General features: G+C 72.5%; 8 protein-coding genes. 5 read left to right on the top strand and 3 right to left on the bottom strand.

Annotated elements, in window-relative coordinates; all coding sequences use genetic code 11:
* The first annotated feature begins 27 nt into the window (after positions 1-27).
* Complete coding sequence (locus tag AMK11_RS10315) at positions 28-1,320, top strand: acetyl-CoA C-acetyltransferase (RefSeq protein ID WP_073725408.1); 1,293 nt, start codon at positions 28-30, stop codon at positions 1,318-1,320.
* 258 nt (positions 1,321-1,578) lie between these two features.
* Positions 1,579-3,507: an AMP-dependent synthetase/ligase gene (locus AMK11_RS10310; RefSeq protein ID WP_073725406.1), complete on the top strand. Its 1,929-nt coding sequence runs from the start codon at positions 1,579-1,581 to the stop codon at positions 3,505-3,507.
* Positions 3,508-3,532: 25 nt separating this feature from the next.
* Here AMK11_RS10310 and AMK11_RS10305 read toward each other — a convergent pair whose 3' ends face one another.
* A complete protein-coding gene (locus tag AMK11_RS10305; protein WP_073725404.1) occupies positions 3,533-4,177 on the bottom strand; it encodes a class I SAM-dependent methyltransferase in 645 nt (214 codons plus the stop codon).
* A gap of 145 nt (positions 4,178-4,322) precedes the next feature.
* Positions 4,323-4,526: a cold-shock protein gene (locus tag AMK11_RS10300; protein WP_004984723.1), complete on the bottom strand. Its 204-nt coding sequence runs from the start codon at positions 4,524-4,526 to the stop codon at positions 4,323-4,325.
* Between the two features lie 292 nt (positions 4,527-4,818).
* On the opposite strand from AMK11_RS10300, the gene AMK11_RS10295 reads away from it, so the two are divergent.
* The 3 genes from AMK11_RS10295 (at position 4,819) to AMK11_RS10285 (ending at position 9,944) form a co-directional block, all read left to right on the top strand.
* Complete coding sequence (locus AMK11_RS10295; protein ID WP_073725402.1) at positions 4,819-5,667, top strand: menaquinone biosynthetic enzyme MqnA/MqnD family protein; 849 nt, start codon at positions 4,819-4,821, stop codon at positions 5,665-5,667.
* 85 nt (positions 5,668-5,752) lie between these two features.
* Positions 5,753-7,450, top strand: coding sequence for a serine/threonine-protein kinase (locus AMK11_RS10290; protein ID WP_073725743.1), 1,698 nt, complete (start codon positions 5,753-5,755; stop codon positions 7,448-7,450).
* 148 nt (positions 7,451-7,598) lie between these two features.
* Complete coding sequence (locus AMK11_RS10285; RefSeq protein ID WP_073725400.1) at positions 7,599-9,944, top strand: protein kinase domain-containing protein; 2,346 nt, start codon at positions 7,599-7,601, stop codon at positions 9,942-9,944.
* Positions 9,945-9,989: 45 nt separating this feature from the next.
* Here the strand turns inward: AMK11_RS10285 and AMK11_RS10280 are convergent, their stop codons facing one another.
* Positions 9,990-14,633 carry an FtsK/SpoIIIE domain-containing protein gene (locus AMK11_RS10280; protein WP_073725398.1) on the bottom strand — a complete coding sequence of 1,548 codons (4,644 nt, stop codon included), beginning with the start codon at positions 14,631-14,633 and terminating at the stop codon, positions 9,990-9,992.
* Positions 14,634-14,805: the final 172 nt, after the last annotated feature.

The following is a 14,805-nucleotide window of genomic DNA, read 5'->3' as shown; positions in this document are numbered from 1 at the left end:
TATGTCACGGGTGAGGAGAAGGTCGAGATGAGCCCCCTGAAGCCGCAGCCGCCACAGGCGCGCCGCGTCGCGGTCGTCGGCGGCGCACGCGTCCCCTTCGCCCGCTCCGACGGGCCGTACGCCACCGCCTCCAACCAGGAGATGCTCACCGCGGCCCTCGACGGACTGGCCGAGCGCCACGGCCTGACGGAGCCGGGCGCGGTCGGCGAGTTCGTGGCCGGCGCGGTCCTCAAGCACAGCCGCGACTACAACCTCGCCCGCGAGACGGTCCTCGGCTCGGCCCTCGACCCCCGCACCCCCGCCTACGACGTCCAGCAGGCCTGCGGCACCGGACTCCAGGCCGTCATCGCCGCCGCCAACAAGATCGCCCTCGGCCAGACCGAGTCGGCGGTCGCGGGCGGCGCCGACACCGCCAGCGACGCGCCGCTCGGCGTCAACGACCGCCTGCGCCGCATCCTCCTGGAGGCCCGCCGGGCGAAGTCCCCCGGCGGCCGGGCCAGGGCGCTGGCGAAGATCCGCCTGGCCCACCTGGTCCCCGACATCCCGCGGAACGCCGAACCCCGCACCGGCCTGTCGATGGGCGAGCACGCGGCCGTGACCGCCCGCGCCTGGGGCATCACCCGCGAGGCCCAGGACGAGCTGGCCGCCACCAGTCACCAGCGGCTGGCGGCGGCGTACGAACGGGGCTTCTTCCAGGACCTGGTGGTCCCCTTCCGGGGACTGGCCCGCGACCAGAACCTGCGCCCCGGCTCCACCGCCGGCAAACTGGCGGCGCTGAAGCCCGTGTTCGGCCTGGACACCCCCGGCCCCACCATGACGGCGGGCAACTCGACGCCCCTGACGGACGGTGCGGCGACGGTGCTGCTGGCGAGCGAGGAGTGGGCCGAGGCGCGGGGGCTGGAGCCGCTGGCGTACCTCACGGCGTACGAGACGGCGGCCGTGGACTTCGCCGGCGGCGATGTCGCGGGCGGCGAGGACGGGCTGCTGATGGCCCCGGCGTACGCGGTCCCGCGGATGCTGGAGCGGGCCGGGCTCGGGATCGAGGACTTCGACCTGGTCGAGATCCACGAGGCCTTCGCCTCCCAGGTGCTGGCCACGCTCGCCGCCTGGGAGAAGCGGGGCCTGGCCCCGGTGGACCGCGCCCGCCTGAACACGGCCGGGTCCTCCCTGGCCACCGGCCATCCCTTCGCCGCGACCGGCGCCCGCATCGTGGCGACGCTGGCCGGGCTGCTCGCCGAGCGCGGGGGGCCGGGACGCGGACTGATCTCGGTCTGCGCGGCGGGCGGCCAGGGCGTGACGGCCATACTGGAAAGAACGTGACTTACTGGCAGGTAACCCCCAAGACTGCACACCCCCGGCGCGGGACCGTCCCGGAACCCGCACCAACTCCCCACGAGGGAACCGTACGATCCCCACCTGACCGCCGGTGACCCACGTCCGCGGACCCGGCGATGAACGCCTCGGCGCGCGAGGCACGTACGTCATGCAGCAGAGCACCGCCGACCGCGCGGTCGCCAGCAGAGCAGTGTCGCCGCTGCACGTTCGCAGTGTCGCCGCTGCACGTTCCAGGAGCCGCCCGTGTCCACCCCGCTTCCCTCCTTCGCCGCGTCCGCCGCCTACGCCGACTCGCCCGGCCCCACCCTGGTGGCGCCCGAGACGCGGCGGCTGGACGGGGCCGTGCGGGAGGCGTACGTACCCCCCTTCGCCCCGCCGGTGCGGCGCGGCTCCCTCGCCGACCTGCCCTTCGACAACGCGGCGGCCGTCCCGGACCAGGTGGTCCTCAGCCGCAGGTCGCCCGAAGGGGACTGGTCCGAGGTGACGGCGGCACAGTTCGCCGCGCAGGTGCTGGCGGTGGCCAAGGGCATGATCGCCGAGGGCCTGACGCCGGGCGACCGCATCGCGATCATGGCCCGGACGACGTACGAGTGGACGCTGCTGGACTTCGCCGCCTGGGCGGCCGGTCTGGTCACCGTCCCCGTCTACCCGACCTCGTCCCTCTTCCAGACCCGCTGGATCCTCCAGGACTCCGGCGCGGTCACCCTGGTCACCGAGACCACCGCGCAGGCCGCGGCCCTCGGCCCCGAGCTGGACCGCATCCCCGACCTCAAACACCTGTGGGTCATGGACAAGGGGCACGTGGAGCGGCTGGCGGAGCTGGGGGAGCGGGTGCCGGACGCGGAGATCGACGTACGGCGCGGCATGCTCGGTCCGTCCACCCTCGCCACCCTCATCTACACCTCGGGCACCACCGGCCGCCCCAAGGGCTGTGCGCTCACCCACGGCAACTTCTTCGCCGAGGTCGACAACGCCATCGAGCTGCTCTACCCCGTCTTCAAGGCGAAGACGGGCGAGGAGCCCTCGATCCTGCTCTTCCTCCCGATGTCCCACGTCTTCGGCCGCATGGTCGCCGTGGCCTGCGTCCGCGCCCGCGTCCGCCTGGGCCACGCCCCGAGCCTGAAGCCCGAGGACCTGCTCCCGGATCTGGCCGCCTTCCGCCCGACCTGCCTCCTCACCATCCCGTACATGCTGGAGAAGGTCTTCAACAGCGCCCGCGCCAAGGCCGAGTCCGGCGGCCGGGCCGCCGCCTTCGACCGCGCCGTCTCGGTGGCCGTGCGCTACGGCGAGGCCATGGAGGCCCGCCAGACCGGCGAGGGCGGCGGCCCCGGCCGCGGCCTGAAGACCGCCCGCTCCTTCTACGACCCGCTCGTCTACCGCAAGATTCGCAACGCGATGGGCGGCCGCGTCAAGTACGCCATCTGCGGCGGCTCCCCGCTCGGCCGCCGCCTGGCCGCTTTCTACGCCGGGGCCGGCATCGAGATCTTCGAGGGCTACGGCCTCACCGAGACCACGGCCGCGGCGACGGTGACCCCGCCGCTCAAGCCGCGCCTCGGCACGGTCGGCTGGCCGCTGCCCGGCACCCGCGTCCGGATAGCCGCCGACGGCGAGATCCTGGTCGCCGGCGAGCAGGTCCTGCACGGCTACTGGGACCCGCAGGCGGGCGGCGTCGTCCCGGCCGCTCCCGACGGCTGGTTCGCCACCGGCGACATCGGCAGCCTGGACGACGAGGGCTACCTGACGATCACCGGCCGCAAGAAGGAGCTCCTGATCACCGCGGGCGGCAAGAGCGTGGCCCCGGCCCCGCTGGAGAACTGGCTGCGCTCCCACCCCCTGATCTCCCAGTGCATCGTGCTGGGCGACCGCCGCCCCTACGTCTCCGCCCTCTTCACCCTCGACGTCCAGGGCCTCGACCACTGGCGCCGCATGAACGGCAAGCACCCTGTGCCGCCGGAGCTGCTCGTCGACGACGAGGAGGTGCACGCGGTCCTCCAGCGCGCCGTCGACGAGGCCAACAAACTCGTCTCCCGCCCGGAGTCCATCCGCCGCTTCGCCGTCCTGCCGAGGGACTTCACGGAATGGGAGGGCCACCTGACCCCCTCGATGAAGCTGCGCCGCGACGTGATCATGCGGGACTTCGCGGAGGCGGTCGAGGAGCTGTACGAGAAGTAGGGCCGGGAGAGGCCGGGAGGGAGCTTCAGCGGCGGGCGATCAGGCAGGCCTGCGGGACCTTCGCGGAGGTGTCCTCCTCCTGCACGCGCACCGTCCGCGACAGCACGGTGAACCCGGCCTCCTCCAGCAGCCGGGCCATCGCCTCGGGCCGCCGCCGTTCGAAGTGCAGGGCGACCGGGCGGCCGAAGGGACGGTCGACGTGCAGCGGCTCGTCACCGACCTGGAAGGCGAGGAGGAAGTGCCCGCCCGGCGCCAGCACGCGCCGCACCTCCCCGAAGAGGTCCGGCAGCCGGTCCCACGGCGTGTGGATCGACGAGTACCAGGAGACGGCCCCCGCGAGGGCCCCGTCGGGCAGGTCCAGCTCCAGCATGGAGCCCTCCTCGAACCGCAGTCCCGGGTGCTCGCGGCGCGCGATCTCCAGCATCGCGGCGGAGAGGTCCAGCCCGAAGACGCGCAGGCCGAGCGAGGCGAGGTGCGCGGTGACCCGGCCGGGCCCGCAGCCCAGGTCGGCCACCTCCCCCTCCGGCCCCACCAGCTCGGCGAAGGCGCCCATCAGCGCCCGGTCCAGCGGGGTGCCGGCGCCCGTGGAACGGTGCAGGCCGGCGTAGTCCTCGGCGATGGTGTCGTAGAAGGTGCGGGTGGTGTCCAGGAAGCCGGTGTCGTGGGTCATGGCGGGACCCTAGGGCCTGCCACCGACAGCGACTGACCGTCTTCGGAATTCACCGAGAATCCGGGAAGGAGCCCGCCGGACCCCCGGAAAGGGCAGGAGCCCCGTCGCCGAAACCGGCGCGGGGCTCCTTGGGTACTGCTGTCGATCAGACAGGAGTGACATTCTCCGCCTGCGGGCCCTTCGGACCCTGCGTGACGTCGAAGGACACCTGCTGGTTCTCCTCGAGGGACCGGAATCCGGTCGCGTTGATCGCGGAGTAGTGGACGAAGACGTCGGGGCCGCCGCCTTCCTGGGCGATGAAACCAAAGCCCTTTTCGGCGTTGAACCACTTCACGGTTCCGGTAGCCATAAGCCCTCCTTGGGCCCAAAGGGTTGCCCTGCTCCAGAACCAGCAAGTGTGAAGACTGTGAATGCCGCACAACTGCATACGTCTGAGAACGACGAGAGCCCGCGGTCACATGCTCCGCAGGCTCTGTACTGCAAGGGAAACCAAACTGCAACTTGCTGTGAGCCTAGCACGCAGGCCCCCCGGCGCAACAGAGGCCAAGATCACTTCACCCGAATGTTTGAACCACCCGTCCGTTCGGCTGACGCCGGGGGTCGGCGACCGGCGGAAACGGGGGGAGGGCTAGCCTCGCGATGTGGACAATTCTCGCACCCGGCCGCGCGTCGGCCACATCCAGTTCCTGAACTGCCTGCCCCTGTACTGGGGGCTCGCGAGAACGGGAACGCTCCTCGACTTCGAGCTCACGAAGGACACCCCGGAGAAGCTCAGCGAGCAGATCGTCCAGGGCGATCTCGACATCGGCCCCGTCACCCTGGTCGAATTCCTCAAGAACGCCGACGACCTCGTCGCCTTCCCCGACATCGCCGTCGGCTGCGACGGCCCGGTCATGTCGTGCGTGATCGTCTCGCAGGTGCCGCTGGAGAAGCTGGACGGCGCCCGCGTCGCCCTCGGCTCCACCTCGCGCACCTCCGTCCGCCTCGCCCAGCTCCTGCTCGCCGAGCGCTTCGGGGTCACGCCCGACTACTACACCTGCCCGCCCGACCTGAGCCTGATGATGCAGGAGGCAGACGCGGCCGTCCTCATCGGCGACGCGGCGCTGCGCGCGAACATGATCGACGGCCCGCGCTACGGCCTCGCCGTGCACGACCTGGGCGCGCTGTGGAAGGAGTGGACGGGCCTGCCGTTCGTCTTCGCGGTCTGGGCGGCGCGCAAGGACTACGCCCAGCGCGAGCCGGTGATCACCCGCAAGGTGCACGAGGCCTTCCTCGCCTCCCGCAACCTCTCCCTGGAGGAGGTCGACAAGGTCGCCGAGCAGGCGGCCCGCTGGGAGGCCTTCGACGAGAAGACCCTCGCGAAGTACTTCACCACCCTCGACTTCCGCTTCGGCGGCCCGCAGCTGGAGGCGGTCACCGAGTTCGCCCGCCGGGTGGGCCCGACGACCGGCTTCCCGGCGGACGTGCAGGTGGAACTGCTCCAGCCCTGACACAGCCCTGTTTCCACCGGGGCCCGGCACGGGCGGCGCACTACCCTGCTCCCAGACACTGGCGTACGGGGGAGGGGTGGACGCCATGCAGCCGCTCGACGTCGACGAGCCCACGGTCGTGGGCCCCTACCGGCTGCTCGGCCGGCTGGGTTCCGGCGGCATGGGCCGGGTCTACCTGGGCCGCAGCGCGGGCGGCCGCACGGTCGCCGTGAAGATCGTGCACCCGCACTTCGCGCTCGACGAGGAGTTCCGCGCCCGATTCCGGCGCGAGGTGGACGCGGCACGCCGGGTCGGCGGCGCGTGGACGGCGCCCGTGCTCGACGCGGACCCGGACGCCCGCGTCCCGTGGGTCGCCACCGCGTACGCGGCCGGCCCGTCCCTCACCGCGGCCGTCACGGACGGCGGCCCGCTGCCGGACCACTCGGTACGGGCGCTCGGCGCGGGCCTGGGCGAGGCGCTGGCGGCCGTGCACGACCTGGGCCTCGTCCACCGTGACGTGAAGCCGTCCAACGTCCTGCTCACCCTCGACGGCCCCCTCCTGATCGACTTCGGCATCGCCCGCGCCACGGAGGGCACCGCGTCCCTCACCTCCACCGGCGTCTCGATCGGCTCCCCCGGCTACATGTCCCCCGAGCAGATCCTCGGCAAGGGCGTCACGGGCGCGGCGGACGTCTTCTCCCTGGGCGCGGTACTGGCGTACGCGGCGACGGGCGAGCCGCCCTTCCCCGGTGACTCCTCGGCCGCGCTCCTCTACAAGGTCGTCCACGAGGAGCCGCGGCTCGGCACCCTGGACGGTGAGGTGCGGGACGTGGTGGCCGCGTGCCTCGCCAAGGACCCCTCCGCCCGCCCGGCCCCCGGCGACGTGGCCCGGCACCTCGCCCCCGAGGGCGCGGCCCGCCTGGTCTCCGGCGGCTGGCTCCCGGGACCGCTGGTGGAGCGGGTCAGCCGGAGCGCCGTACAGCTGCTGAACCTGGAGGCGGCGGAGAGGTCGTCGGGGGCGGTGTCGGGGCCGGTGGGGTTCAGCAGGCCGTCGGTGGGGGCGGGGGAAGCGGGGGACTCGGGGGACTCGGGGGGCGGTGCGGCCCCCGGCGTCTTCGGGCCCCCGCCGGTGATGCCCACGCCGACGGCGCCCGGCACCGGCGTACCGGCCCCGCGCGAGGGCGACCGCGACCGCCCGCCCGGCAGGCTCTCCGTCTCCGTCGCGGCCACCTCCGCACAGGCGGGTGAGGGCCGCCGGGGCCGCCGGCTCAGCTGCACGGTGGCGCTCGCGGTGGCCGGCGCGATGGCGGCGGTGACGGTCGGGTCGGTCTTCGTCCTCGATCTGCTGCCGGGCGGCGGGAGCAACGACTCCGCGGACGGCGGCACCCCCACCCCGTCGGCGACCGCACCGTCCGACCCCGGAGCGGACAAGGGCGACGGCTCAGCGCGCGCCCCCGTCCCCGACCGCTACGTCGGCACCTGGGAGGGCCAGGCCGTCGCCGTCGACGGCAACCTGCCGCTCGGCACCTTCCGGCTGACCGTCCGCGAGGCCGCGGTCGGCGAGAAACTGGGCACCCTGCGCCACACCGACCTCTTCGGCGGCACCTGCGACGACGTACTGACCCTGAAGAAGGTCACCGACAAGCAGATCGTCGCCGACGCCGTGGGAGCCGAGGGCAACCGGAACGTCTGCAACCAGGCCCTCCACACCGTCCGCCTCACACCGGTCGGCGACGACCTCCGGTACGAGTCGGACAGCGAGGACTCGGGGCGGCCGAAGGCGCGGTTGTCGAGGGTGCGGTAGCCGCCGCGTCAGGTGTGCGGGAGGGCCGATGGGCCGCCGTCCCCCTGCAACCACCTCAGCCACCCCTCTTACTACTGTGTCTGCGACAGCGAACGTCCCTGTGCGAGGCGCGGCGTTCGCCCACGCTTGACGACGGGGAAGGCCGACCATGGACACACTGCAAGCGGACGATCCACGGGAGTTGGGCCCCTACCGCCTCCTGCGCAGACTGGGCGCCGGTGGCATGGGACGCGTCTACCTCGCCCGGTCCCCCGGCGGCCGTACGGTCGCCGTGAAGGTGGTCCGCCCCGACCTCGCGGCGGACGGTGACTTCCGGGCCCGCTTCCGGCACGAGGTCGAGATCGCAAGGGCGGTGTCCGGCCGGTTCACCGCGCCCGTCGTGGACGCCGACCCGGACGCGCCCCTGCCGTGGCTGGCGACGTCGTACGTCCTCGGTCCCGACCTGACGGACGTGGTCGCGGCCCACGGAGCGCTGCCGGAGCGCACGGTCCGCGCGCTGGCCGCCGGACTCGGCGCCGCCCTCCAGGACATCCACGCGGCGGGTCTGATCCACCGCGACCTCAAGCCGTCCAACGTCCTGCTGGCGGCCGACGGACCGCGCCTCATCGACTTCGGCATCGCGCGCGCCGTGGACGGCAGCCGGATGACCCAGACCGGCGTGGTGGTCGGCTCTCCCGGTTACATGTCGCCGGAGCAGGCGACGGGCAAGGACGTCGGCACGGCGGGCGACGTGTTCTCGCTGGGTTCCGTGCTCGCTTTCGCCGCGACCGGGCGCGGCGTCTTCGGTGACGGCACGGCCTCGCACGCCTCGTTGCTCTACCAGATCGTGCACGGCGAGGCCGACCTGACGGGCGTACCCCCGTCCCTGCTGGGGCTGATCCGCGCCTGCCTCATGAAGGACCCGGCGCAGCGTCCGGCGCCCACGGAGATCGTGACCGCGCTGGCCGGGCAGGGCATCGACGCCGCCCTGCACGACTGGCTGCCTTCGGCCGTCGCCTCGACGATCGCGACCCACGCCGCGGGGATCCTGGACCTGGAGGCACCCGACGCACCCCCGCACACCTCGCCGGCGCAGGCGGCGTCCGCGTTCGGTCCGGCGCCGGCGATGCCGGCCGGGACCCCGCCGGCCGGCGCGGCGCCGCTCGGGACACCGCCCGGCGGTACGCCACCGGCCGGATACGGCACGCCGCCCGGGGGAACGCCGGCACCCTCGCCCGGCTACGGCGCCCCCCTTCCCGGCACGGTGCGGGTCGGCGCGGGCGGGGCGCCGGGGCCGGACCGCTCCCGGCGGCGGGCGCTCGGCCTGGCGTTCGGCGCCGCGGCGGCCGTCGCGGTGGCCGGAGTCGGCGGCGGGTGGCTGTTCGCCTCCGGGGACGGCGCCTCCGACGACGCGACGGACGCTTCCGGCAAGGGCGGTTCGGCCGAGCCCGCGGACGAGACCTTCACGACCCCGCCCGCCGGAGTGGCCCCGCAGCCGCTGTGGCACAAGTCGGCGAAGGAGGACAGCACCAGCCCGCGTGTACCGCTCCTCACCCAGGCCGGACTGCTCCTGGTCAGCGGCGACCCGCTCGTGGCCTACGACGTCAGGACCGGCAAGGCCCGCTGGACCAAGGCGGGCATCTGCCGGCCCGGAGCCCGGCTCCTCTTCCACGGCGACAAGGTGTTCCTCGCCGACGGCGACTACGAGGGTGCCCTGGTCGCCTACGACGTCAAGACCGGCGAGGAGGCCTGGCGCAGCCGCCTCGGCAAGCAACTGTCCGTCGAGGACACGATCGCCATCGACGGCAAGCACGTCTACGTCACGGCGACCGACCACGGCCAGTCGAAGAGCGCCACCGAGTACCGCACGGCCGTCGCGGCCGTCAGCCACACCACGGGGAAGTCCGCGTGGGTCAAGTACCGGGACTGGGGCACGAAGGACTACGACGTCCAGGGCACCGCGTCCGGCAAGTACCTGGTCTACGCCGACTCGAACCTCAACCTCACCGTCCGGGACACCGCCACCGGCGGCCAGGTGTGGACCAAGAAGATCGGCGACGAGTGGTCCTGGCAGCCCACGGTCGCGAACGGTCTCGTCTTCCTGCCGGGCGACGAACTCAAGGCCGTCGACGTGGAGAAGGGCCGCACCGTCTGGACGCTCGACCCGGCCGGCCGCCGAGGCTTCGACAACCCGACGGTCTTCGACGGCGTGCTCTACGTCAGCGACCACGACGACGGCGTGTGGGCGGTGAACGTTAAGACCGGCAAGCGCACCTGGCTCTGCGACGAACTGGACGTCGACGGCCCGGAGTCGTTCCTCCGCGCGGGCTCGACCCTGTACGGCGCCACCGGCTCCGTCGACGGCGGCATCGTCGCCCTGGAGACGAAAACGGGCAAGCTCCGCTGGACGTACACCGACAGCAAGACGGTGGGCGAGCCGTGGCAGATCACCCTCGCCGGCAACCGGCTGCTGGCGACGCACGGCCACGAGATCTACGCGCTGCCGGCGGTGTAGCGAGGGCGTAGCCAGGACGACGGGCGGCCGGGCGGCGGGCGCCCGTCACATCGGCGTGGTCACCGTCAGATGCTCCCCGCTGCCGAGGTGCAGCATGCCCTTGCCCGGAGTGATCTGGCCGCCGACCATGCTCCGGTTCGTGCGGATGCCGATCAACTCGCCCGCGGAGCTGTCCTGCGGGGACAGCAGGATGCCGCGGCGGGCCTTCTTCATGTCGACCTGCCAACCGGAGAAGCCGTCGCAGATCTCCTCCTCGTCACCGGCGATGACGACGGCCAGGCCCTCCTCCACACCGCGTTCGACGATGCGCTTGAAGATGTCCTCGGCGTCGCAGTCGTCGTGCACCTCCGCGTCGTCGACCAGGACGACGATCGGCTGCCCGGGACTGGCCGACTCGATCAGCTCCTCCATCTCGTCCTCGTCGATGTCCCGGCCGGTGAAGACCTTCAGGACGCCGTCCGTCCCCTCCAGTTCCCGCAGCGGCGACGGGCGAGGCGCCGCCAGGATCAGCCGTACGCCCTGGGCGAGGCAGGAGCGCGCGACGCTCAGCAGCACCGTGCTGCGCCCGGACTTCGCGGGCCCGCCGATCACGAACGCCGGTACACCCTGCGCGAGGTCGGGGCCGAAGGCGGTGAGCTCGTCACCGCCGACACCCACCAGCGCCCACAGCGGCGAGGCGCTCGCCACCGGGTCGCGCATGGCCCAGGCGTCGGCGAAGGAGATCCGGCTCGGCAGGACGTCGACGCGGAACGGGCGGCGGGAGCGCGGCAGCCCGGCGTCCCGGGCGGTCGCCGCCTCGCCGATCGCGACGAGCGCGGCAGCCTGGCCCTGACCGGTGGTGTCCTCGGCCAGCAGGGCGAACTGCGTCTCGGTCGCCGTCCCGCTCGCGTAGCCGCGGCCGGGCGGGATCTCCTCGGGGAGCTTGCGCGCGTTGATGTCGAGCAACGAGAAGTCGCCGCGGTCCGCGAGGCGCAGACCGTACTTGTCCTCGGTGAGGGAGGAGATCCGCCCCGTCAGCAGCTGGCGGTCACCGGTGATCACCAAGTGCAGGCCGATGCTCGCGCCCTCGCGCATCAGCACCATCACCTGGTCGGTGAGGTCCCCGTGGTTGTACTCGCCGAGCGTGGGCAGCCAGCCCTCCCAGCGGTCGAGGAAGACCACGATGTGGGGCAGCCGCTCGTCCTCGGCCGCGGCGGCCCGCTGCTCCCCGATGTCGGCGTAGCCGTCCTCGGCCAGCAGATCCTGTCGCCGGGTGAGTTCGCCGGTGAGCCGGTTGAAGAACCGGATGACCCGCTCCTGCTGATTGCGGCTGACGACCGCGCCGCAGTGCGGAAGCCGGGTCAGCGCGTTCAGGGCGCCATTGCCGCAGTCGATGCCGTACAGATGGACGTCGGCGCTCGACACGGTGCGGGCCAGGGAGCCCGCGATGGTACGCAGCACCTGTGAGCGACCGCTGCGCGGGCCACCGGCGACGAGCAGATGCCCGAAGGTGGCGAAGTCGACGACCACCGGGCGGCGGGCCTGTTCGGCCGGCAGGTCCGCGATGCCGTACGGAGCCGCCGGCAGCGCCCCCTGACCGCGCACCTCCGGGATGTCGTCGAGCAGCAGCGACTCGTCCAGGGCGGGCAGCCACGGAGAGTGCTGGGCCGGAATGCCGAGGGCGGTGTTGGCCTCCCGGACGGCGTCCACCAGGACCTTCAGATCGGTGATCTCGTCGTCCTCCCGCGCCTCGGACTTGGGCTTGGTGAGCCCCGCCCGTCCCAGTTCCTCCCACGAGAGCTGCCCGGCCCACGGGGCGAGCGCCGCGGGATCGGCGGCACCCGGGCGGCGGCCGCCGACGCGGCCGGACTGGAAGGGGATCAGGGAGGCGTGGCCGAGACGGACATACGCGCGACCCGGCGTGCTCTTGGCGATGTGACCGGCGTCGGGAGCGTCGATGACGTCGGTCGACTCACCGGCGTCGGTCACGCGCAGGGCGATCCGGAGGTTGGTGTTGGCGCGGATCTCGGGCGACACGACACCACTCGGCCGCTGTGTGGCCAGCAGGAGGTGAATGCCGAGGGAGCGGCCTCGCTGGGCGATGTTGACGAGACCCGTCACGAAGTCGGGCAGGTCCCGGACCATGGACGCGAACTCGTCGATGACGATGAGCAGCCGGGGCACGGACGCGTGGGACGGGTCCCGGCGCACCAGGTCCTGGTAGTCCTCGATGTCCTTGGCGTCGGCGGCGGCCAGGATGTGCTCGCGCCGCTTCAGCTCCGCGCCCAGCGATTCCAGGGCGCGTTCGACGAGGTGCGCGTCGAGGTCGGTGACCATGCCGACGGTGTGCGGGAGCTTGACGCAGTCCTTGAAGGCGGACCCGCCCTTGTAGTCGACGAGGACGAACGTCATGTTCTCGGGCGTGTTGGCGACGGCGAGCGCGGCCACGATGGTCTGGAGCAGCTCCGACTTGCCCGAACCGGTCGTACCGGCGATGAGTCCGTGCGGGCCGTCGCGCCGTATGTCGATGCCGAACGGGCCGTCGTACGACTCACCGATGACCGCCATGGTGGACTGACCGCCCATGCGCCAGCGCGCGGCGACGCCGTCGTGCGTCGGGGGCTCCAGCTGGAGCACGTCGAGGAGCCGGCTCGAGGACGGGAGCGCGGAGTCCTCGGTCTCGCCACTGATGTCGCGCAGGGGCGACATCGCCCGCGACAGCCGGGCACACCAGGCAGGGGAGACGAAGTCGGGCCGTACACCGGACCTGCGCCGTGCGCCGGTCTGCTCGACGCGCAGCCGCAGCTCGGGAGCCCGCTCGGCGGCCTGCTGCGCCTGCTGGGCACCTTGGTGCCAGGCCTGGAAGGAGGGGAAACCCCCGGCGGCGGCCTGAGTGGAGCCGCCGGGCTGAGCGGTGACGGCGTCATCGTGGCGGCGCAGCGGCTCGGCGACGACGAAGGCCTGGCACTCGCCGGGCAGGAAACGCTCCTCCTCGTCCAGGCAGATCGCGTACATGGCGACCGCCGGCCCTTCCCGCAGCAGCCGCACGACACCCGGCAGCGACCTCAGCCGACGCGACCCGTCCCACACGACGACGATGTCCGGGTCGGAGAAGGCGGGACCGGCACCACTGCGGTTGTTCTCCTTGAGGGCCTTCTGCCGGGCGTCGAGCAACTGCGTCAGCTCACCGACCCGGGCGCTCACGGTCTCGGAGTCCGTCCCCACCATCACGTTGACGTCCTGGCCGTTCACCGGGCGGGCGTGCGGGAGCCAGCGGACCCAGTCCCAGCGCGGCTGCGCCTGGTTCTCGGTGAGCACGTAGAACTGGACGTCCATCGGGCTGTGCAGCACCGCCGTCTGCGCCACGGCCCACCTCGCCAGTGCCTGGGCCGAGTCACCGGGCCCCGCGACACCGATGACGCCCAGTTCCTGCAGCGGCAGCGCGACGGGCGAGTCCTCGATGTCCCAGGTGACCTGACGCTTGTGGTCGTCCTGCTCAGGATCATCGAGCACGACTTCGGACGGTACGCGGCCGGTCCCGACCCGAAGAAGCAGATGGTCGGCATCCGTGCGCCGCCGCTCCCACAACCGGGTACGAGGCCCGGTGCCGAAGGCGAGCACGGAGGCGGGATCGGGAACGGTACTGCGCCGCTCGAGCCGCTCCAGCCGCAGCGCGTCCTGGGCGTCCTTCTCGATCCGCTCCTTGGTCTCCTTGTACTCCTTGACCTGCTGCGCATGGGACTTGCGCCCGTGCTTCTTGTCCATGAAGTAGTTGCCGAAGAGCATGACCGGGCTCAGCAGCGCCATGATCATGTAGTACCAGCGCCCGAAGATCATGACGGACACGACGGCGCCGACCAGCGGGAACAGCGCCATCAGCCAGGGCAGTGGCCGGGCTTCGTAGTCCCTGGGCGGAGTAGGCAGCCGAAAGTGCGTCTCGCGCTCCGCCGGGCGCAGCCGCGGAGGCCGGTTGTAGTCGAGCCCGGCCCCGTCCTCCGACCACTTCAGGGCGGCGTTGGGAGGGGAGTAGGCGTCGATCTCGAGAAGCGTGTTGCGGAGGGCGAGTTGGGAGCCGAGGGGCCAGGTGCCGCCGTCGAAGTCGTCGCCGTCGAGCCGGGGGTGGTTGGGGTCGCGCTCCTTCTCCTCCTGCTTCTCCTCTCCCTTCCGCCTCTTCCTCCTCTTCTCCTGCGCCTCCTCCTGGACCCCGGTGTTCTTCTTCTCGATGCCGTGCAGGGTGACGTCGCAAGAGCCATCCATGGCGATGGACAAGGTGGCAGCACGCGCGGCGAGTTCGGGATCCTCGATACGGATGTGCGCGGCAGGCCCGCTGCCGATGTCGTACCGGCCGACGCCCAGCCGGTGCACGACACCGGCGGCGGGACCGCCGGCCACGCGGAACTCCACGACACCGGTCGGCTCACCGGCAACGCAGCCGGCCGGATCGTGCAGGCTGACGACAGCGCCCTCGCGCAGCGGTGAGCCGACGATGTTGGCGTCGGGATCGAGGGCGTAGCCGTCGACGAAGGCCTGCGGTGCGCCGCCGGGGCCGGGACGCCCGCCGATAGGAATGACCTGCGCACCATCGGCAACACCGACATGGCGTGCCAGCTCCCGAGTGATGTCGCCGACCGACGACTCCGGATCGGCGTCGAGCACCACATCGGCGCTGGCCCCGCCGATCGGGTCGACGACGGTCAGACTCAGGCGCACGTTCGTCCTCCTCGCTGGGCTGAGGCCGCCCCCGGAACGCTGAACACAGTGCAGCGACCTTAGCTGCCGCACCTTTCCCCTGTGCAACGGGATGCGCACTGTCACCGCTGTCACGGGCCCGTCCCGGATGGGCACCGGTTCATGCTTCCCTCGCCGGGCATCCCTGTCATCC

Source organism: Streptomyces sp. CB02414 (assembly GCF_001905385.1).
Lineage (GTDB): Bacteria > Actinomycetota > Actinomycetes > Streptomycetales > Streptomycetaceae > Streptomyces.
Note: the sequence above shows the minus strand (reverse complement) of the source record. Positions and strands in the feature narration are given on the sequence as shown.

Bases quoted from the DNA above. Each gene is read 5' to 3' on its own strand.
- AMK11_RS10290 (WP_073725743.1), top strand. From the start codon at position 5,753: ATGCAGCCGCTCGACGTCGACGAGCCCACGGTCGTGGGCCCCTACCGG.
- AMK11_RS10315 (WP_073725408.1), top strand. From the start codon at position 28: ATGAGCCCCCTGAAGCCGCAGCCGCCACAGGCGCGCCGCGTCGCGGTC.
- AMK11_RS10305 (WP_073725404.1), bottom strand. From the start codon at position 4,177: ATGACCCACGACACCGGCTTCCTGGACACCACCCGCACCTTCTACGAC.
- AMK11_RS10300 (WP_004984723.1), bottom strand. From the start codon at position 4,526: ATGGCTACCGGAACCGTGAAGTGGTTCAACGCCGAAAAGGGCTTTGGT.
- AMK11_RS10285 (WP_073725400.1), top strand. From the start codon at position 7,599: ATGGACACACTGCAAGCGGACGATCCACGGGAGTTGGGCCCCTACCGC.